Below are 18,993 nucleotides of genomic sequence, written 5' to 3'. Positions count from 1 at the left end.
TGAGGTTCACCCCATGTCTTTCAAGCCCGCACCTTGGCCCCGGAAGCTGCGCTCCCAGCACTGGTATGGAGGCAATACACGCGATGCCATCTATCACCGCGGTTGGATGAAGAACCAGGGCTATCCGCCGGACTTGTTCGATGGCCGTCCGATCATCGGCATACTCAATACCTGGTCCGATCTGACGCCTTGCAACGGCCATCTCCGCGAACTGGCCGAAAAAGTGAAGGCGGGGGTCTGGGAGGCCGGCGGGTTTCCCGTCGAAGTGCCGGTGTTCTCGGCGTCTGAGAACACCTTCCGGCCCACGGCCATGATGTTCCGCAATCTGGCCGCACTGTCGATCGAAGAGACCATGCGCGCCCAGCCCATCGACGGTGCGGTCCTGCTGGTGGGCTGCGACAAGACCACCCCCAGCCTGCTGATGGCGGCGGCCTCGACCAATATCCCCTCCATCGTGGTGTCTGGCGGACCGATGCTCAACGGCTGGTTCCAGGGCGAGCGGGTCGGCTCGGGCACCCACCTGTGGAAATTCTCCGAGGCCGTGCGCGCCGGCAGGTTGACCCAGAACGAGTTCCTGGAGGCGGAGCAGTCGATGTGCCGTTCTTCGGGAACCTGCAACACCATGGGGACGGCCTCGACCATGGCCAGCATGGCCGAGGCGCTGGGCATGGCGCTGTCGGGCAATGCCGCCATCCCGGCTGTCGATTCCCGTCGCCGCGTCATGGCGCAGATGACGGGGCGGCGCATCGTGCAGATGGTCAAGGACGACCTCAAGCCTTCGGACATCCTCACCAGACAGGCCTTCGAAAATGCCATCCGGACCAATGGCGCCATCGGCGGCTCGACCAATGCCGTCATCCACCTGCTGGCGCTGGCCGGGCGCATCGAGGTCGATCTGACGCTCGAGGACTGGGATCGCTGCGGGCGCGACGTCGCCACGATCGTCAATCTCATGCCGTCTGGCAAGTACCTGATGGAAGAGTTCTTCTACGCGGGCGGCCTGCCCGTGGTCCTGAAGAGCCTGGGAGAGGGCGGCTTGCTGCACAAGGAGGCGCTGACCGTATCGGGCCGCAGCATCTGGGATGAAGTCAAGGACGCGGTCAACCATAATCCCGACGTCATCCGGCCGGTGGACAAGGCACTGACCTCGCAAGGCGGCATTGCCGTCCTGCGAGGCAACCTGGCGCCCAGGGGGGCGGTGCTCAAGCCGTCCGCCGCCAGTCCGGAATTGATGCGTCATCGTGGCCGCGCCGTGGTCTTCGAGGACATCGACGACTACAAGGCCCGCATCAACGATGAATCTCTGGATGTCGACGAGCATTGCATCATGGTCTTGAAGAACTGCGGCCCCAAGGGCTATCCGGGCATGGCCGAAGTGGGCAACATGGGGTTGCCGCCCAAGGTGCTGCGCAAGGGCATCACCGACATGGTGCGGATCTCCGACGCCCGCATGTCGGGGACGGCCTATGGCACGGTCGTGCTTCACGTGTCTCCGGAAGCTGCGGCCGGCGGCCCGCTGGCCGTGGTTCGCGAGGGCGACATGATCGAACTGGACGTGCCCGGCCGCCGCCTGAACCTGGAGGTCTCCGACGAGGAACTGGCCGCGCGGCTGGCGCAGTGGCAACCTGCGCACGAGCAGGCCGCCAGCGGCTACGCCTGGCTGCATCAGCAGCATGTCCAGGGCGCCGACCAGGGCGCCGACCTTGATTTCCTGAAAGGATGCCGGGGCAGTCCGGTGCCCAAGGAGAGCCACTGATGATGAAGATTGCGCTTGTCGGCATGGGCAAGATTGCCCACGACCAGCATGTGCCGGCGCTGCAGGCCAGCCCGGACTGGACGCTGGCGGCCACGGTTTCCCTCGATGGCCGAAGCGATGGGCAGACCTCCTTTGTCCGGATCGAGGACATGCTGCTCGCCAGGCCCGACATCGAGGTAGTGTCGCTCTGCCTGCCGCCCGTGCCGCGTTTCCTCGTGGCCCGGGCGGCTCTGGCAGCCGGCCGCCATGTCATGCTGGAAAAACCTCCCGGGGCCACCTTGTCCGAAGTACAGAACCTGGCGATGCAGGCTCGGGCCCAGGGGCTGACCTTGTATGCCACCTGGCACTCCCGCGCAGCGGCAGCGGTGGCGCTCGCCAAGGTCTGGCTGACCGGAAAAACGATCCGAAGCGGCCGGATCATCTGGCGCGAGGATGTGCGCAAATGGCATCCCGGCCAAGATTGGATCCTGGATGCCGGAGGGATGGGGGTGTTCGACACCGGAATCAATGCATTCTCGATCCTGACGGAAATCGCGCCAGACCCCGTGCATCTGACGGCGGCCGAACTGGATTTCCCAGCCAACCGCCGGGCCCCGATTGCGGCCCGGTTATCGCTGACGCACGGTATTGAGGCGGATTTCGACTTCCGCCAGGAAGGCACACAGACCTGGGACATGACGTTGGACACCGATGAGGGGAGCGTGTCATTGCGCCTGGGCGGCAACCTGCTGGAAATCGACGGCGAATACGCCGGGGGCGAGCCCACGGTCATGGGGGAATATCCTGTCCTGTACACCCGGATGGCTGAGCTGGTCCGCCGGCGCGAATCCGAAGTCGACCTGTCGCCAATGAGGCTGGTGGCCGATGCTTTTATGGTGGGCCGGCACACCACGGTGGAGCCCTTTGAGTTGACCGCTTGATGGTTATGCCCCGGATCTTTGATACGCGCGCCTGTGAGCTGGGCGAGGGGGCTTTGTGGCATCCGTTGCGCCAGCAGTTCTTCTGGTTCGATATTCTGGGCCGCAAGCTGTTGTCCCGCAGCGGCCATCTCCCAGGTGTCTGGCACTTCGACCGGATGGCTTCGGCCGCTGGCTGGCTCGATGCAGAACGCCTGTTGTTGGCGACTGAAACGGGGTTGGCCATCCTGGATCTGCCGTCCGGGCGGTTGACGAACCATTGGACCTTTCCTTCGGCGGACGCCGCTTTGCGTTCGAACGATGGGCGCGCTGACCGCCGCCACGGGTTCTGGTTCAGCACCATGGGCAAGCGGGCGCAACCGGGTGCGGGCGCTATCTACCGTTATTTTCAGGGTGAGGTGCGTCAGTTATTCAACGGACTGACCATTCCCAATTCCATCTGCTTCAGCCCGGAGGGTGAACATGCCTATTTTTCCGATACGGCTCGGCACATCGTGTGGCGGCAGGCGCTCGACGCGGATGGTTGGCCTATCGGCCGACAGGAAGTCTTTCTTGATCTGACGGCTGAAGCGCTGAATCCAGATGGCGCCGTCGTCGACTCGGCGGGCGGGCTGTGGTGCGCTCACTGGGGCGCGGGCGCCGTGATGCGCTACGGCCCGGATGCCCGGCGCACTCATACGTTCCCGACGGGTGCCGCGCATGTGTCCTGCCCCGCCTTCGGAAGGCGGGATCTGCGCTGCCTGCTGCTCACCACGGCCCGCGAGGGCTTGTCCGACCCCGATCCCGTCCAAGGGATGACGTACCTGCTGAATGCCCCTATCAGGGGCTTGCCGGAACCTCGAGTGATTCTCTGAGCGTTCCGGGCAAACCACCCAGCGCCCTTAGTCATCCGGCCGCACCCGCCTCGGATGCCTGGGCGTGCTGCGCGCGCATCCACTCCGCCAGATAGTCCAGGAACACCCGCGAACGCTGCGGAATGAATTTGCGGCTCGGCAGGGCTGCGTACATGGCCAGGCGTCCCGTGACCCAGGGGCTCAGGACGCGCACCATGTCGCCGCGCGCCAGATAGGGCGCGATGATGTCCATCGAGATCGAGGTGATGCCGGCGCCGTCCAGCGCCGCGCGCAGCAGCGTGTCGGTGTGGTTGGCGCTCAGCACCGGCTCGATGTCCACATCGATCACGTGCTTCGGGTCCGCATCGCGCCATATGCGCCAGGCGCCCGGAGGTTCGCCCGGTTTTTTCAGGCGCAGGCATGCGTGCCGGCTCAAGTCGCCCGGCTGCCTGGGTGCGCCCTTGCGGGACACATAGGCGGGCGCGGCGACCAGGATGGCTTCGGACTCGAAGATTTTGCGGGCGACGATGCCGGCGTCGAAGTCCGCATCGACGCCCATCAGGGTGATGTCGTAGTCTTCGATGGGCGGGTTGCGGTAGGTTTCGACGTCGATGTCGATCACGATGCCGGGATGGCGCTGGCGGAATCCCGACAATAGCGGGGCGATCACGTAGCTGGCCAGCACCGGTTGCGTATGCACGCGCAGGCGGCCGGCCAGCGAGTGGGTATGCGCGCTGGCGATGGCGTCGGCTTCTTCCACGTCCTGCAGAATCTGGTGGACGCGCGCCAAGTAGGCTTCGCCGGCCTCGGTGAGCGATACGCGCCGCGTGGTGCGCTGAAAAAGCCGTGTGCCAAGCTGGGTTTCCAGTTCGGCGACCAGGCGGGTGACGACGGGCGGAGAGATGTCCAGCGCGCGCGCCGCTGCGGCGAACCCGCCTTCGCGCGCGACGCGCTCGAAGACCTGCATGGCCAGCAATCGATCCATCGTTCACTCCGGTTGATTGAATTCAATTATTCCTATAATTGGAATTATATATGAATAATTATAGTGTTTATTCTTCATTCGGGAATTTTTAGAATGATGCCATCGATGAGCGCCGGGGTGTTCCAGGCAGGCGCAGCCGTCAAGGCGCGCCTGGACCGGAAGGTGTGCCGCCCGGCCTGGCGCAGATTCGGACAGCCCCCCGGAGATGAATATGAACGCAGCCTCGCGCTATACCCGCACAGCCATTTTTCTGCATTGGCTGGTCGGCCTCGGCCTGATCGGGACGTTCGCGCTGGGCTTCTACATGGAAGGCCTGCCGCTTTCGCCCGCCAAGCTGAAGCTGTATGCCTGGCATAAATGGGCGGGGATCGCGCTGCTGGCGCTGGCCGTGGTGCGGCTGGCCTGGCGCATGAGTCATCCCGCCCCCGATCTGCCGCCGGAGATGGGGCCCAAGGCGCGTCTGGCGGCGCATGCCGGGCACTGGGCGCTGTATGTGCTGATGCTCTCCATCCCGATCAGCGGCTGGCTCATGAGTTCTGCGCAAGGGTTTTCCGTGGTGTGGTTCGGCGTGCTGCCCTTGCCCGATCTGGTGGCCAAGAACGCGGCGTTGGGCGAGGTGTTCGGCAACGTTCACGTCGTTCTGAACTACACGCTTCTGCTGGCCTTCGCCGGGCACGTGGGCGCGGCCTTGCAGCATCATTTCATCAAGAAGGATACGGTGATGGCCCGCATGCTGCCGTTTGCCGGCAGGGCTTGAGCACACGATCGCGCACGAATTTCAGACATCAAAGGACATACCGATGAACACCGCTTTTTTCCGCCCGTTCGCCTTGGCCGCAGTCCTGAGCCTGGGGATGCCCGCTGTCGCCGGCGCCGTTGAATACACCACGCTCGACGCGCAGGCCAGTCACGCCGCCTTTGCATACAGCCAGATGAACGTGAAGATGGACGGCCGCTTCGGCGCACTGGCGGCCCCCGTCCTGAGCTTCGACCCCGCCCGGCCGGAGGCGGCCAAGGTCGTCATCGAAGTGGCGCTGGCCGGCGTCGATGCCGGCTACGACGAGGCCAATGCGGAGCTGTCGAAGGACGAATGGCTGGCCACGGCGGCGCACCCGCTTGCCGTCTTCACGTCGGACCAGGTCGACGCACTCGGCGGCGGCCGCTACCAGGCGACGGGCCGCCTGACGATCAAGGGCGTCACGAAGACCGTGACGGCGCCCTTCACCTTCAAGGAGGACGGCCAGACCGGCGTCTTTGAAGGCGGCTTTACTTTCCAGCGCGCCGATTTCGGCGTGGGCGAAGGCCCGTGGAAGGATTTCGGCATTGTCGCCAACGACATCGGCATCACGTTCCGCGTGGTGGCCAAACCCTGAACACCGGTTGTTCAAGGCAACCCGCTTTTACCGCATCATTCACCATAGAGGAATCATCATGAAAAAACCCTTCATCGCCGCCGCTTTCGCCGTATTTTTTGCCGGGCAGGCGCTGGCCGCGCCACAGACGTATGCGGTGGACCCCGCGCATACATTCCCGCGCTTCTCGTATGACCACATGGGCATGTCCAAGCAGATCCTGCGCTTCAACAAAACAGCGGGCACCGTGGTGCTGGACAAGGCGGCCAAGGAGGCCCGGGTCGACGTGACGATCGACATGACTTCCGTGAGCACCGGGTTCGAGGTTTTCGACGGCCACATCCAGGGCGCCGATTTTCTGGATACCGCCCAGTTTCCGCAGGCCACGTTCAAGTCCACCAAGGTGGTCTTCGACGGCGACAAGCCTGTCAGCATCGAGGGCGACCTGACGATCAAGGGCATCACCAAGCCGGTGACGCTGACCGTGACGTCGTTCTACCACGGCCCGCATCCGATGATGAAGAAAGACGCCATCGGCGCCAATGCCACGGCCGTGATTTCGCGCACCGCCTTCAACGCGGGAAAATTCGCCCCGGGCGTGGGCGACGAGGTGACGCTCGACATCGCGCTGGAAGCCGTGAGCGAGTAACCCCGCGCACAGGCTCGGGGCGGGCGGTGCGTGGCCGCCGTCCGCACGCTTCGGCCACGCGCTCACACAAGGAACGGACATGGGACTTCTGATCGACGGCAATTGGCACGACCAGTGGTATGACACCAGTGGCACCGGTGGGCGCTTCGTGCGCAGCGATGCGCAATTCCGCCACTGGATCACGCCGGACGGTAGCGCCGGGCCGAGCGGCGAGGCGGGCTTTCGGGCCGAGGCCGGACGCTACCACCTCTATGTGTCGCTGGCCTGCCCGTGGGCGCATCGCGTGCTGATCCTGCGGGCGCTGAAGGGGCTGGAACACATGATCGGCGTGTCGGTCGTCAACCCGTACATGGGCGAGCACGGCTGGACATTCGACCCCGGCCCCGGCGTGGTGGCCGACCCCGTCGGCCAGGCGCAGTACCTGTACCAGGTCTACCTGCGCGCGCAGCCCGGCTACAGCGGGCGGGTGACCGTGCCGGTGCTGTGGGATCTGCACCGCGGCATGATCGTCAACAATGAATCCTCGGAAATCATCCGCATGCTCAATTCGGCGTTCGACGGTATCGGCGCGCGGGACGGCGATTACGCGCCGGCCGGGCTGCTGGCGCAGATCGACGCGCTCAATGTGCAGATCTACGACGCCGTCAACAATGGCGTCTACAAGGCCGGCTTCGCGACGTCGCAGGCGGTCTATGAGCAGGAAGTCAGCCAGCTATTTTCCTGCCTTGATGCGCTCGAAGATCGGCTGGGGCGGCAGCGCTACCTGTTGGGCGAGCGCCTCACCGAGGCCGATTGGCGGCTGTTTACCACGCTGATCCGCTTCGATGCCGTGTATCACGGCCATTTCAAGTGCAATCTGTGGCGCCTGGCCGACTACCGGAACCTCTGGAGCTACACCCGCGAGCTCTACCAGACACCGGGCATTGCCGCGACCGTGAATTTCGATCACATCAAGCAGCACTATTACCGCAGCCACGGCACCATCAATCCCAACGGCATCGTCCCGCTCGGGCCGGTGCTCGACCTGGAGCGCGCGCCCGACCGCGCACTGCGGGATTAATATGCCTGTAGCGGCCCGGTCGATGGGCATCGGGCCGGTTCCGCCGCAACAGGAGGCCACGGCATGTCGAATCCCCTTACCTTGTACACCGATGCGAATTTCATCAGCCCGTATGCCATGTCGGCCTTCGTCGCCCTGGAGGAAAAGGGCGTGTCGTTCGAACTGTCGCCGGTCGATCTCGACAAGGGGGCGCAGCGGCAGGCCGGCTACCTTGCCCTGTCCTTGACGGGCAAGGTGCCCTCCCTGACGCATGGGGCGTTTTCGCTGGCCGAATCGTCCGCCATCACGGAATACGTGGACGAGGTGTTTCCGGGGACTGCGCTGTATCCGGCGAACGCGCCGCAGCGCGCGCGGGCGCGCCAGATCCAGTCCTGGCTGCGTTCCGACCTGATGCCGATCCGGGAAGAACGCTCGGCGGAAAACCTGTTTCGCCGCCTGCGGCCGCTCGCGCCGCTGTCGGCCGCCGCCCGGCAGGCGGCCGACCGCTTGTTCGCGGTGGCCGATTGCTTGCTGCCGGAAGGCGCGGGCGAGTTGTTCGACGCCTGGAGCATTGCCGATATGGACCTGGCGTTCATGCTCAACAGGCTGGTGCTGTGCGGCGATGCCGTACCCCGGCGGCTGGCGGACTATGCGGATCGGCAATGGTACCGGCCTTCGGCCCAGCGTTGGGTCGCGTTGCCGCGCCCGGGCATCGCCTGACGGTATTTCCGCAAGCCCGTCCGTCCGCAGCCTGGGGGAAGGCAGGGCCGGGCAGGCCGGATTTCGTCCCGGGGCGTGTGCGATATATACTCCGCCCCATGTCCGCCTTCCGACGGCTCTTCTGGCTCAGGCACACGATCGTCCGGCACGCTTTGCTGTGCCTGACCGTGGCGTCGTTCCTGGCCCGGGCGGTCGTTCCCGCGGGCTATATGCCGGATGTATCCGGTGCGCAGGAGGGGCGCGCCCTTTTGACCCTCTGTGCCGCTGCCGGCGGCCCGGACGCGCTGTGGCTGGACTGGGGCGGCCCGCCCGATTCGTCTTCCGGCGATCACTTCGGCCAGGACTGCCCGTTCGGCATCGTCATGTCGCAAGCGGTCCTGCCCGGCCAGCCCGCCCTGGCCCTGATGGGCGACATCGTCCATCGTCCCGCCGTCCCGGCGTCCCGCAACCAGGCCCGGCCGCCGCTGCCCGCCCTGGGGCCCCCTCTCGGATCTCGCGCGCCTCCCTCGTTTTTTGCCTGAGGGCCGGCTGGCGATCGTGTGTGCGCACCGATCGCCAGCCGGCGATTCCAGTGCCGGCATCGCCAGGCAGGGCGATGCCGTCCCACGTGATCGTGCAACGAAGTGATGGGGGTCTTTCATGACGCTTCCGATGAACCGTCGGCATTTTCTTTCATGGGCGCTGGCCGCCAGCGCCGTTTCCTATGGCTGCTCGTCCCGCGACCTGGAGGCGCTGGACGAACCTTACGGCGTGGACATGACGGATGCCGGGATAGGCGCCGATTTCGTATTGAACGGCAGTGACGGCAAGCCGCACCGCCTGTCCGATTTCAAGGGCAAGGTGGTCCTGATCTTCTTCGGCTTCACGCAGTGTCCGGACGTGTGCCCGACCGCCTTGTTCCGTGCGGTGGAGATCAAGAAGATGCTGGGCGAAGACGGCGACCGCCTTCAGGTCCTGTTCATCACGATTGATCCGGAGCGCGATACGCCGGAGCTGTTGCGGGCCTATCTCGCCGCTTTCGACCCGGGTTTCATCGGGCTGTACGGGGATCGCGACCAGACGGCGCGCACGGCGCGTGATTTCAAGGTGTTCTACGCCAAGGTCCCGACCGGATCGTCCTACACCATGGACCATTCCACGATCACTTATGTCTATGACGAGGCCGGCCATCTGCGCCTGGGCCTGCGTCATGCGCAGACGCCCGAAGAATGCGTGGCGGATATCCGCCAACTGTTGCAGCGGCGTTGAACGAACCGGCCCGGCTGCGGCATCCCGGGGCCGGGCGCGCTTTTTCTGGATGGGCTTGTCGCCCAGGAGATCATTATGTTTTTCATGTCCAAACCGCTCGTCCTGGCTGCGGCCCAGGCGTGCTTCCTGTTCGTCGTTTCCGCCGCCCAGGCGCAGGTCGTGGTCCACGAACCCTGGGTGCGTGCCGCAGTCGAACAGCAGCGGGCCACCGGCGCGTTCATGCGTCTTTCCTCCGGCACGGACCGTGCGCTGGTCCAGGCGGCCTCGCCGGTTGCCCGGCACGTTGAAATCCACGCCATGATCCTGGAGGGCGATGTCATGAAGATGCGCCAGATCCCGAGGCTGGCGCTGCCTGCCGGGCAGGCGGTCGAGCTGGCGCCGGGCGGGTATCACATCATGCTGATCGATCTGTTGTCGCCCGTTCGCGAGGGCGGTCATGTGCCCTTGACGCTGACTTTCGAAAGCCCCGACGGCAAGCAAGAAACGGTCGAAGTCGAGGCGCCCGTGCGCCCGCTGGCGGGCGGCGGCGCGAAGCCCGGCGAACACGGTCATGCACATGCGCATGACCATCCACACGCCTCCGGGCATACCGGCGATGCCTCGACGGCCGCAGCCCCCGAGGGCGTTTCGGTCACCGGTTGCTGGATACGCGCGCTGCCCAATCGCTTGCCGTCGGCCGCTTATTTCAGGATCGACAATTGGGGCGCCCGGAATGCTGTGCTGGTGGGCGCGCAATCCGCGCGCTTCGGCAAAGTGATGCTGCATGCGAATCAGACGGTCGATGGGATGGCGACCATGGTCCACGCGGATCAGATCGTGGTGCCGCCGGGAGAGCGTTTTGAATTTGCTCCGGGGGGACATCACGTCATGCTGGAGCAGCCTGCCTCGGAACTGCGCGTGGGCGACGCCGTGCCCCTGACGTTCTGGTTCGAGGGAGGGCGTGCGCTGACGGAAAGCTGCGAGATCCGGCCCGCGGCCAGTCTGAAATGACCGGCGGGCGCCGCGCCGCGTGAAACCGGTGCGGCGCTCACGGGCCGGCCCGCCGGGGGGATCTGATGGCCGCTTGAAAGCCTGTTAGAATTCCAGAGGCGGGCCCCTTCGCATGGTTCGGCGGTGAACCTGGTCAGGTCGGGAACGAAGCAGCCACAGCCGCGCGGAACCAGTGCCGAAGTCAGGCTCGCCTTTCCTTTTCCCCCTCCAGGGCGGCCTATGAGCTATCTCGTCTTGGCGCGCAAGTGGCGCCCCCGTTCATTCGATACGCTGATTGGCCAGGATCACGTGGTACGTGCCCTGACCCACGCGTTGTCGTCCGGCCGGCTGCATCATGCCTGGCTGTTCACCGGCACGCGCGGCGTAGGCAAGACCACGCTGTCGCGCATCCTCGCCAAGTCCCTGAATTGCATCCAGGGCGTCTCCGCCACGCCCTGCGGCCAGTGCCAGGCCTGCACGGAAATCGACGCGGGCCGCTACGTGGATTACATCGAGCTCGACGCCGCTTCCAACCGGGGCGTCGACGAAATGACCCAGTTGCTGGAGCAGGCCGTCTACGCACCGTCGTCCGGCCGCTTCAAGGTCTACATGATCGACGAAGTCCACATGCTGACCGGGCACGCCTTCAACGCCATGCTCAAGACGCTCGAAGAGCCGCCCGAGCACGTCAAGTTCATCCTCGCGACCACCGATCCGCAGAAAATCCCGGTGACGGTGCTGTCGCGCTGCCTGCAGTTCAACCTGAAGCAGATGACGGTGCCCGCCATCGTCGATCACCTCCAGGACATCCTGGCCCGGGAATCCGTCCCCGCGGATCCTCGCGGCTTGCGCCTGATCGCCCAGGCGGCGGCCGGCTCGATGCGCGACGCGCTGTCCCTGACGGACCAGGCCATTTCCTTTTCGGCGGGCGACCTGACGGCCGCCGCCGTGGGCGAGATGCTCGGCACGCTGGACCAGCACCATTTACTGAGCCTGTTGCGCGCCCTCGCGGCGGCCGATGCGCCCGCCATTCTGGCCGTGGCCGACGACCTGGCCGCACGCGGCCTGTCGTTCCAGGCGGCCCTGGGCGACTTGGCCGTACTGCTGTCGCGGGTGGCCATCGCCCAGCGCCTGGGCCATGCCCAGGCCGACGATCCCCTGGCGCAAGCCGTCACCGAACTGGCCGGCGCCTTGACGCCGGACGACGTGCAGTTGTTCTATGCCGTGGCCGTCCACAGCCGCCAGGAACTCGCCCTGGCGCCCGACGAGCAGGCGGGCTTCGTCATGGCCTGCCTGCGCATGCTGGCCCTGTTGCCGGAAGGCCGCGTGCCGCCCGTGTCGATGGCGCCGCCGCCGGCGCTCCAGGCGGCGCCGGCGGAATCGGTCCAGGCGGCCCCCGAGACTGCGTCCGATGCCGCCCTCAAAGCCGAGCCGCCTGCCTGGGAGTCCGTGCCCGAACCCCCGGCGGCCGCCGCGCCGGCTGTGCCCGGGCCCGTCCATGCCGCCGGCGAACCGGCGGTTCCCGAGGCGGTTTCGGCGGTTTCTCCCCGGCCGCCGGTTCCCGCCCCCGATCCGGATCCCGCGCCCGACCGCGATCCGATCCCCGATCCCGATCCCGCCCCGCCGGCGCCGCCCGACGAGGCCGCGTCCGCTTCGGACGACTGGACCGATGCGGTGCCCGACGATCTGACCGAGCCTTTCGACGCCGCCGCCTCGCTGGGCGACCTGGGGCTGGATCCTGCCGCGTCCGGAGCCATTGCCGGCCTGCCCGCAGAGCCTTCCGCCTCCCGGCCCGAAACACCCGATCCGAGCCGGATGACGGCGCAGGACTGGCCGGCGGTGGCTGCGGCCCTGCCGGTCGGAGGCGCCGCGCAGGCGCTGGCGCTGAACAGCGAATGGCTCTCCGGCGACGATCACCGGATCAGGTTGCGGGTCGCCATCCACACGTATGCGGACGGCGGCGGCCATGATCGTTTGCGGACGATCCTGTCCGAATATTTCGGCCGGGCTTTGCGCCTGGACGTCGAATACGGCGTCACGGGCGACGATACCGCCCATGCCGTCGATCAGGCCGAACGCGCCCAGCGCCAGCAGGCCGCCGAGCAGGCGGTCGAGCAGGACGAACTCGTCCGCACGCTGACGCGGCGCTTCGCCGCCCGCGTCGTGCCGGGTTCGATCCGCCCGTCCGCCGCGCCGCCTGCGGTATAGTCGCACTCTTTGCTTGAACCCTTCGAACCAGGACACTGCCATGATGAAAGGTCAGATCGCCGGGCTGATGCGCCAGGCCCAGCAGATGCAGGAAAACATGAAAAAGGCCCAGGACGCCCTGGCCGACCTGATGGTCGAGGGCGCTGCGGGCGGCGGCCTGGTCAAGGTGACCATGAGCTGCAAGTACGACGTCAAGCGCGTGGCCATCGATCCTTCGCTGTTCGACGACGACCGCGACATGATCGAGGATCTGGTCGCGGCGGCCTTCAACGACGCCCAGCGCAAGGCCGAAGCCACCGCCCAGGAAAAAATGTCCGCCGCGACGGCTGGCCTGTCCCTGCCGCCGGGCATGAAGCTGCCGTTCTGAGATGGCCGCCGGTCTGCCCGAACCGGAACCCCTGCGCGCCCTGATCGATGCCTTGAGACAGTTGCCCGGGGTGGGGGTGCGCACGGCCCGGCGCATGGCCTATCACCTGCTGCAGCATGATCCGGATGGCGCTTTGCGCCTGGGCGATGCGCTGCGTGAGGCGGTGAGCGGGCTGTGCCATTGCGAGCGCTGCAATTCCTTTTCCCAGACTCCGGTGTGCGCCACCTGTGAAAACCCGGACCGGGATCCGTCCGTGCTGTGCGTGGTCGAGACGCCGGCCGATCAGAACATGATCGAGGCCAGCCACGGCTATTCAGGCCTGTACTATGTGCTGATGGGCCGGCTGGCGCCGCTGGAGGGCGTCGGCCCCGACCAGGTCCGCTTTGCGCCCCTGCGCGACCGGGTCCGGGATGGGCGGGTCCGCGAGGTCATCCTGGCCACCAATTTCACCGCCGAAGGCGAGACCACGGCCTATTACCTGGCCGAGATGCTGCGCGAATGCGGCGTCAAGGTCACCCGGCTGGCCCGGGGCGTGCCCAGCGGCAGCGAGCTGGAATACGTGGACGCCGGCACGATCGCCTGGGCGCTGCTCGAGCGCCGGCTCAACTGAGCGCCGGCCCAACTGGGCGACGACCGAACTGAGCGCCGCATCACGGCGCGCGCCATGGCGGTTGCACTCCCGTAGGCCGGGCGGCATCACTGCGCTATGATCGAAACTTCAAACGCAGCATGACCACCAGGGAGATCCGCCATCATGTCGATTTCACGTCGTGAATTGCTCAAGACCGCCGGCGCTGCGGGATTGCTGGGCGCCGCGCCCGGCCTGTCCTTCGCGCAAGCGGCCGCCGCCGCGCCCGAAAAACAGGCCGTGACCATCGCCGTCGGGGGCCAGGCGCTGATCTATTACCTGCCGCTGTCGGTGGCGCACCAGAAGCGCTACTTCAAGGACGAGGGCCTGGACGTCACGATTGCCGATTTCGCGGGCGGGTCCAAGGCGCTGCAAGCCGTGGTGGGCGGCAGCGCCGACGTCGTCTCCGGTGCCTTCGAGCACACCATCAATCTGCAGGCCAAGGGCCAGTTCTACCGCTGCTTCGCCCTGCAGGGCCGGGCGCCCATGATCGTGCTGGGCGTCTCGAAAAAAACCCTGGCGGGCTACCAATCGCCCGCCGACCTGAAGGGCAAGAAGATCGGCGTCACGGCGCCGGGGTCTTCGACCAACATGATGGCCAGTTTCTTCCTGGCGCAGCACGGGCTCAAGCCCGCCGACGTGTCCTTCATCGGCGTGGGCGCGGGCGCCGGGGCGATCACGGCCCTGCGCTCGGGGCAGATCGACGCCATCGCCAATCTGGATCCCGTCATCAGCACGCTGGTCAAGGAAGACGCCATCCGCGTCATCGCCGACACCCGCACCCTGGCCGATGCGCAGAAGATCTTCGGCGGCAACATGCCGGCGGGCTGCCTGTATACCGCACAGGCCTTCATCGATGCCAACCCGTATACCACCCAGGCGCTGGCCAACGCCATCGTGCGGGCTGACAAATGGATCCAGGCCGCATCGGCCGACGACATCGCCAAGCTGGTGCCGGAATCCTACCTGCTGGGCGATCCCGAACTCTACAAATTGGCGCTCCAGGGCAACCGCGAGGCGTTGTCGCCCGATGGCCTGGTGCCGGAAGACGGCCCGCAGACGGCGCTCAACGCACTGGCTGGCTTTGTGCCTCATTTCGATCGCACGGCGATCGACGTCTCCCGCATCTGGACCAACCAGTTTGCCGCCAAGGCCAATCAGAAATATCCCCATGCCTGAGCAGCCTGCAAGTCCGCCCGGGGGCGGGGCGGTCCGTCCCGCCCTGCTGCTCGATCAGGTCACCTGCACCTTCACGTCGCCCGACGGTTCGCCGTACACAGCCATGCGCGAGGCTTCCCTGGCCGTGGCGCCGGGCGAGTTCGTCTCGGTCGTGGGGCCCACGGGTTGCGGCAAATCCACTTTGCTGAACATGGCGGCGGGGTTGCTGCGCCCCACGTCCGGGCAAGTCCGGGTGTTCGGCGAGGCGCTGCAAGGCGTCAATGCGCGCGCCGGCTATATGTTTCAGGGTGAAGCGCTGATGCCCTGGCGCAATGCCCAGGCCAACGTCTCCGCCGGGCTGGAATTCGCCGGGGTGCCCGCCGCCGAAACCGCCGAACGCAGCCGCGAATGGCTGCGCCGGGTCGGGCTCGGCGGTTTCGAGAACCGCTACCCGCACCAGATGTCGGGCGGCATGCGCAAGCGCGTCATGCTGGCCCAGACCCTGATCCGCGATCCCGATCTCATCTTGATGGATGAGCCTTTCTCGGCGCTCGACGTCCAGACCCGCCAGTTGATGGAGAACGAAGTCCTGGATCTGTGGATGGACCGGCGCAAGGCGGTGCTGTTCATCACTCACGATCTGGACGAGGCCATCGCCATGAGCGATCGCGTCGTGGTGCTGTCGGCCGGCCCCGAAACCCGGCCGATCGGGGAATTCGTCATCGACATTCCGCGCCCGAGAGACGTGGCGGAGGTCCGCGTGCAGCCCCGTTTCGTCGAATTGCACCAGGCCATCTGGGCGGTGCTGCGCGACGAAGTCTTGAAAGGCTATGAACGGCAGCGGCGCGCCTGAGCCCACCGCCATGCCTCATGCGCCGGCGCCTTCGTTTTCCGATCCGCGTCTTCTTCCGGAGCGTTCGCAACGATGAAATCCGATCTGTCCAAACCCGTGCTCCGCGTGCTGCAGTTGGGGCTGCTGGCCGCTCTCCTGCTGGTCTGGCACTGGGCTTCGCTGAACCGCAATGTCGCGTTCTTTTTCGGCCGGCCGCTGGAAGTGGCCCAGGTCGTCTGGGCCTGGTTCGTGACCGACGCCAACATCTACCGTCACCTGTGGATCACGCTGTCGGAGACGATGCTGGCCTTCGTCATCGGCACCATCGGCGGCCTGGGCTTCGGCCTGTGGCTGGGGCTGTCGCGCAGCGCCAGCGCGCTGCTCGAGCCCTACATCACGGCGGCCAACTCCATGCCCCGCGTCATCCTGGCGCCGATCTTCGGCATGTGGTTCGGCCTGGGCATCTGGTCCAAGGTGGCGCTGGCCGTGACGCTGGTGTTCTTCATCGTTTTCTTCAACGTCTACCGCGGCGTGCGCGAGGTCAGCCCGACCCTGCTCGACAACGCCCGCATGCTGGGCGCCTCCCGTCGCCAGTTGTTGCGCCATGTGTACATCCCCTCGGCCACCAGTTGGGTGTTTTCCAGCCTGCACACCTCCGTGGGGCTGGCCTTCGTCGGTGCGGTGGTGGGCGAATACCTGGGCTCGGCTGCCGGGGTCGGCTACCTGATCCTGCAGGCCGAGGGCACCCTGGACGTGAATACCGTGTTCGCCGGCATCGTCGTGCTGACGATCTTCGCCCTGCTGCTGGACGGGTTGGTATCCCTGGTGGAACGCCGCCTGCTGGTCTGGCAGCCCGCAGGGGGGCAAGCCCAGGCCGCCAAGACCTGAAGGGCCGCCGGGCGCGCGCGTCCGGCGTGGCGGGGTTGCGGGTGCCGGCTCAGGCCCGCGCCGTTTCCAGGAGCGTGTCCAGCTTGATCGCGTCGGCCGTGAAGATGCGGATGCCTTCGGCCAGTTTTTCCGTCGCCATGGCGTCTTCGTTGAGGTTCGTGCGGAAGACGACCTCGTTGCTGGCGATCCATTCCGGGGCGTCCGCCTTCGCGGCGGCCACCGTCAAGCGGGCCTCCAGGGGTTCGTTCGAGGCCGCCAGCTCGCCCAGCAGAGCGGGGCTGATCGTCAGCAGGTCGCAACCGGCCAACGCGCGGATCTGGCCGATATTGCGGAAACTGGCCCCCATCACCTGGGTGGGGATGTCGTAGGTCTTGAAGTAGCGGTAGATGCGCGCCACGGATTGCACGCCCGGATCCCGGCCGCCGGCGTTTGCGGCTTCATCCCACTCGGCCCCCGCGGCTTTCTTGTACCAATCGTAGATGCGGCCCACGAAAGGCGAGATCAGCGTCGCCTTGGCCTGGGCGCAGGCGATGGCCTGGGTCAGGGAGAACAGCAGCGTCAGATTGCACTGGATACCTTCGGCCTGCAGCGTGCGGGCGGCCTGGATGCCTTCCCAGGTGGAGGCCAGCTTGATCAGCACGCGTTCGCGCGCAATGCCTTCAGCCTCGTACAAGGCGATGATCTGCCGGGCGCGCTCGATGCTGGCCTGTGTGTCGAATGACAGGCGGGCATCGACCTCGGTGGAGACGCGGCCGGGCACGATGGAGAGAATTTCCCGGCCGAAGGCCACCAGCAGCCGGTCGGCCTGCTCGGCCAGCGGGGCGCCGGGGTGGTCGCGCAGCACCCGGTCCAGCAAGGGGCGGTAGGCTGCCTGGCTCACGGCCTTGAGGATCAACGAGGGGTTGGTCGTGGCGTCGGTCGGCCGGTAGGCCCGCATGGTTTCGAAATCCCCCGTGTCGGCCACGACGGTCGTCAGCGCGCGCAAGGCGTCCAGTTGATTGCTCATGAGGGCGATGGTCCAGTGAATCAGGGTTGCAAAAACCCTACTGTAGACCATTTTCCGGCACGGGGCGGGCAGGGCGGCGAAGGGCGGCGGCCCTCGGGCGCAGGGCTTTGTCGATGGATACGCATGGGGAGTAACCCTCATCCGGTTGTATAATGGGAAGGTTTGAATATCGACTTTTAGAATCCTGCGGGCCGGCTGCCCGGGTGTGCGATCGGCATGCGGTGCGGCGGCTGGTTCGGGATTCTTATCACCGGGGTTCCATTTTGCTGCCGTCAATCTTTCCCGAGGGGTCCGCAGGGCTCGCTCCAGCAATTCTCGCCTTGGCTGACGGTACCGTATTCAGAGGCGTCTCGATCGGCGCCGACGGGACCAGCGTGGCCGAAATCGTCTTCAACACGGCCATGACCGGCTACCAGGAGATCCTCACCGATCCCAGCTACAGCGGCCAGATCGTCACCCTCACGTATCCCCACATCGGCAATACCGGGGTCAACCCCGAGGACGTCGAGTCCGGCCAGGTGCATGCCGCCGGCCTGGTGGTGCGCGACTGCCCGGCATTGCTGTCCAACTTCCGCGCCACCCAGTCGCTGCCCGACTACCTGAAGTCCCAGGGCATCGTGGCGATTTCGGGCGTCGATACCCGCAAGCTGACCCGCATTCTGCGTGAGCGCGGAGCCCAGGGGGCCTGCATTCTGGTGGGCGAGGACGCCGACCGCGCCGTCGAGCTGGCGCGCGGCTTCGGCGGCATGGAAGGCCAGGATCTGGCCCTGAAAGTCACCACCAGGCAGGCGGGCTCCTGGGTGCAAGGCACCTGGCGCCTGGGGCGCGGCTACAGCCGCCAGGACGAGGCGCAATATCATGTGGTCGCCTACGACTACGGCATCAAGTCCAATATCCTGCGCCTGCTGGCCGACCGCGGCTGCCGCATCACCCTGGTGCCGGCCCTCACGCCCGTGGCCGACGTTCTGGCCCAGTCGCCCGACGGGATCTTCCTGTCCAACGGCCCCGGCGATCCGGCGGCCTGCGATTACGCCGCCGAAACCTGCCGCGCCGTGCTGGATCGCGGCATCCCCTTGTTCGGCATCTGCCTGGGCCAGCAGGTTCTGGGCCTGACGCTGGGCGGGCGCACGGTGAAAATGAAAACCGGCCACCACGGCGCCAACCACCCGGTCCAGGATCTGGACACCGGCCGGGTTTTCATCACCAGCCAGAACCACGGCTTCACCGTGGATGGCAACAGCCTCCCGGCCAATGCCCGCGTCACGCACGTGTCATTGTTCGACGGCACCCTGCAGGGCTTCGAGCTCACCGACCGTCCGGCGTTCTGCTTCCAGGGCCATCCCGAGGCCAGTCCGGGTCCGCACGACATTCTGGTGCTGTTCGACAAATTCATCGACCTGATGGCGCAGCACAAAGCCCGGTCGTCCAAATAAAAAGA

General features: G+C 66.3%; 20 protein-coding genes, 1 other RNA gene and 1 pseudogene. 20 read left to right on the top strand and 2 right to left on the bottom strand.

All coding sequences use genetic code 11. The annotated features are described in order from the left end of the window. Positions 1-13: 13 nt before the first annotated feature. Genes araD through ABRZ00_RS02885 form a run of 3 tightly spaced genes read left to right on the top strand, consistent with a single transcriptional unit; the run spans position 14 to position 3,527 of the window. Positions 14-1,756: an L-arabinonate dehydratase gene (araD, locus tag ABRZ00_RS02895; RefSeq protein WP_368644422.1), complete on the top strand. Its 1,743-nt coding sequence runs from the start codon at positions 14-16 to the stop codon at positions 1,754-1,756. Further along, the gene (locus ABRZ00_RS02890; protein ID WP_368644421.1) at positions 1,756-2,676 is read left to right on the top strand and encodes a Gfo/Idh/MocA family protein; all 921 of its coding nucleotides are present in this window, start codon (positions 1,756-1,758) and stop codon (positions 2,674-2,676) included. The genes araD and ABRZ00_RS02890 overlap by 1 nt, the downstream gene beginning before the upstream one ends. Further along, positions 2,676-3,527 (top strand): SMP-30/gluconolactonase/LRE family protein, encoded by an 852-nt coding sequence (locus ABRZ00_RS02885; protein WP_368644637.1) that lies wholly within the window; start codon positions 2,676-2,678, stop codon positions 3,525-3,527. The genes ABRZ00_RS02890 and ABRZ00_RS02885 overlap by 1 nt, the downstream gene beginning before the upstream one ends. Positions 3,528-3,558: 31 nt before the next feature. Here the strand turns inward: ABRZ00_RS02885 and ABRZ00_RS02880 are convergent, their stop codons facing one another. Continuing rightward, a complete protein-coding gene (locus ABRZ00_RS02880; RefSeq protein WP_368644420.1) occupies positions 3,559-4,491 on the bottom strand; it encodes a LysR family transcriptional regulator in 933 nt (310 codons plus the stop codon). Positions 4,492-4,702: 211 nt separating this feature from the next. On the opposite strand from ABRZ00_RS02880, the gene ABRZ00_RS02875 reads away from it, so the two are divergent. From ABRZ00_RS02875 to ABRZ00_RS02800, 16 genes and pseudogenes are all read left to right on the top strand, one after another. After that, on the top strand, positions 4,703-5,248 hold the full coding sequence (locus ABRZ00_RS02875) for a cytochrome b (protein ID WP_368644419.1): 546 nt from the start codon (positions 4,703-4,705) through the stop codon (positions 5,246-5,248). A 43-nt stretch (positions 5,249-5,291) separates the two neighbouring features. Continuing rightward, on the top strand, positions 5,292-5,864 hold the full coding sequence (locus ABRZ00_RS02870; RefSeq protein ID WP_343837348.1) for a YceI family protein: 573 nt from the start codon (positions 5,292-5,294) through the stop codon (positions 5,862-5,864). Positions 5,865-5,922: 58 nt separating this feature from the next. Further along, complete coding sequence (locus tag ABRZ00_RS02865) at positions 5,923-6,492, top strand: YceI family protein (protein WP_343837346.1); 570 nt, start codon at positions 5,923-5,925, stop codon at positions 6,490-6,492. Positions 6,493-6,571: 79 nt separating this feature from the next. Further along, entirely contained in the window at positions 6,572-7,552 is a 981-nt protein-coding gene (locus tag ABRZ00_RS02860) for a glutathione S-transferase family protein (protein ID WP_368644418.1), read from the top strand. Between the two features lie 63 nt (positions 7,553-7,615). Next, the gene (yfcF, locus tag ABRZ00_RS02855; RefSeq protein ID WP_368644417.1) at positions 7,616-8,251 is read left to right on the top strand and encodes a glutathione transferase; all 636 of its coding nucleotides are present in this window, start codon (positions 7,616-7,618) and stop codon (positions 8,249-8,251) included. A 98-nt stretch (positions 8,252-8,349) separates the two neighbouring features. Continuing rightward, on the top strand, positions 8,350-8,772 hold the full coding sequence (locus tag ABRZ00_RS02850) for a DUF2946 domain-containing protein (protein WP_343837339.1): 423 nt from the start codon (positions 8,350-8,352) through the stop codon (positions 8,770-8,772). 118 nt (positions 8,773-8,890) lie between these two features. Beyond that, on the top strand, positions 8,891-9,499 hold the full coding sequence (locus ABRZ00_RS02845) for an SCO family protein (RefSeq protein WP_368641210.1): 609 nt from the start codon (positions 8,891-8,893) through the stop codon (positions 9,497-9,499). 84 nt (positions 9,500-9,583) lie between these two features. Then, positions 9,584-10,018, top strand: a pseudogene (locus tag ABRZ00_RS02840) (copper chaperone PCu(A)C); the annotation flags it as partial. Continuing rightward, positions 10,004-10,489 carry a copper chaperone PCu(A)C gene (locus tag ABRZ00_RS02835; protein ID WP_368644636.1) on the top strand — a complete coding sequence of 162 codons (486 nt, stop codon included), beginning with the start codon at positions 10,004-10,006 and terminating at the stop codon, positions 10,487-10,489. The pseudogene ABRZ00_RS02840 and the gene ABRZ00_RS02835, both read left to right, overlap by 15 nt. 97 nt (positions 10,490-10,586) lie before the next feature. Then, positions 10,587-10,684, top strand: an RNA gene (gene ffs, locus ABRZ00_RS02830) — signal recognition particle sRNA small type. Between the two features lie 24 nt (positions 10,685-10,708). Then, the gene (gene dnaX, locus ABRZ00_RS02825; RefSeq protein WP_368644416.1) at positions 10,709-12,676 is read left to right on the top strand and encodes a DNA polymerase III subunit gamma/tau; all 1,968 of its coding nucleotides are present in this window, start codon (positions 10,709-10,711) and stop codon (positions 12,674-12,676) included. Between the two features lie 40 nt (positions 12,677-12,716). Then, complete coding sequence (locus ABRZ00_RS02820) at positions 12,717-13,043, top strand: YbaB/EbfC family nucleoid-associated protein (protein ID WP_368641212.1); 327 nt, start codon at positions 12,717-12,719, stop codon at positions 13,041-13,043. Position 13,044: 1 nt separating this feature from the next. Then, positions 13,045-13,653, top strand: coding sequence for a recombination mediator RecR (recR, locus tag ABRZ00_RS02815; RefSeq protein WP_368641213.1), 609 nt, complete (start codon positions 13,045-13,047; stop codon positions 13,651-13,653). A gap of 144 nt (positions 13,654-13,797) precedes the next feature. After that, complete coding sequence (locus ABRZ00_RS02810) at positions 13,798-14,850, top strand: ABC transporter substrate-binding protein (protein WP_368641214.1); 1,053 nt, start codon at positions 13,798-13,800, stop codon at positions 14,848-14,850. Beyond that, the gene (locus tag ABRZ00_RS02805; RefSeq protein ID WP_368641215.1) at positions 14,843-15,682 is read left to right on the top strand and encodes an ABC transporter ATP-binding protein; all 840 of its coding nucleotides are present in this window, start codon (positions 14,843-14,845) and stop codon (positions 15,680-15,682) included. The genes ABRZ00_RS02810 and ABRZ00_RS02805 overlap by 8 nt, the downstream gene beginning before the upstream one ends. 72 nt (positions 15,683-15,754) lie before the next feature. Continuing rightward, positions 15,755-16,549 carry an ABC transporter permease gene (locus ABRZ00_RS02800; protein WP_368641216.1) on the top strand — a complete coding sequence of 265 codons (795 nt, stop codon included), beginning with the start codon at positions 15,755-15,757 and terminating at the stop codon, positions 16,547-16,549. A 49-nt stretch (positions 16,550-16,598) separates the two neighbouring features. Here the strand turns inward: ABRZ00_RS02800 and tal are convergent, their stop codons facing one another. Beyond that, the gene (gene tal, locus ABRZ00_RS02795; RefSeq protein WP_368641217.1) at positions 16,599-17,555 is read right to left on the bottom strand and encodes a transaldolase; all 957 of its coding nucleotides are present in this window, start codon (positions 17,553-17,555) and stop codon (positions 16,599-16,601) included. Between the two features lie 263 nt (positions 17,556-17,818). On the opposite strand from tal, the gene carA reads away from it, so the two are divergent. Beyond that, positions 17,819-18,988, top strand: coding sequence for a glutamine-hydrolyzing carbamoyl-phosphate synthase small subunit (carA, locus tag ABRZ00_RS02790; protein WP_368641218.1), 1,170 nt, complete (start codon positions 17,819-17,821; stop codon positions 18,986-18,988). Positions 18,989-18,993: the final 5 nt, after the last annotated feature.

The organism is Castellaniella ginsengisoli (genome assembly GCF_040955415.1).
In the GTDB taxonomy this organism is placed as follows: Bacteria; Pseudomonadota; Gammaproteobacteria; order Burkholderiales; family Burkholderiaceae_B; genus Castellaniella; species Castellaniella ginsengisoli.
The sequence above is the reverse complement of the archived record's forward strand: the minus strand, read 5'-3'. Positions and strand labels throughout refer to the sequence as shown.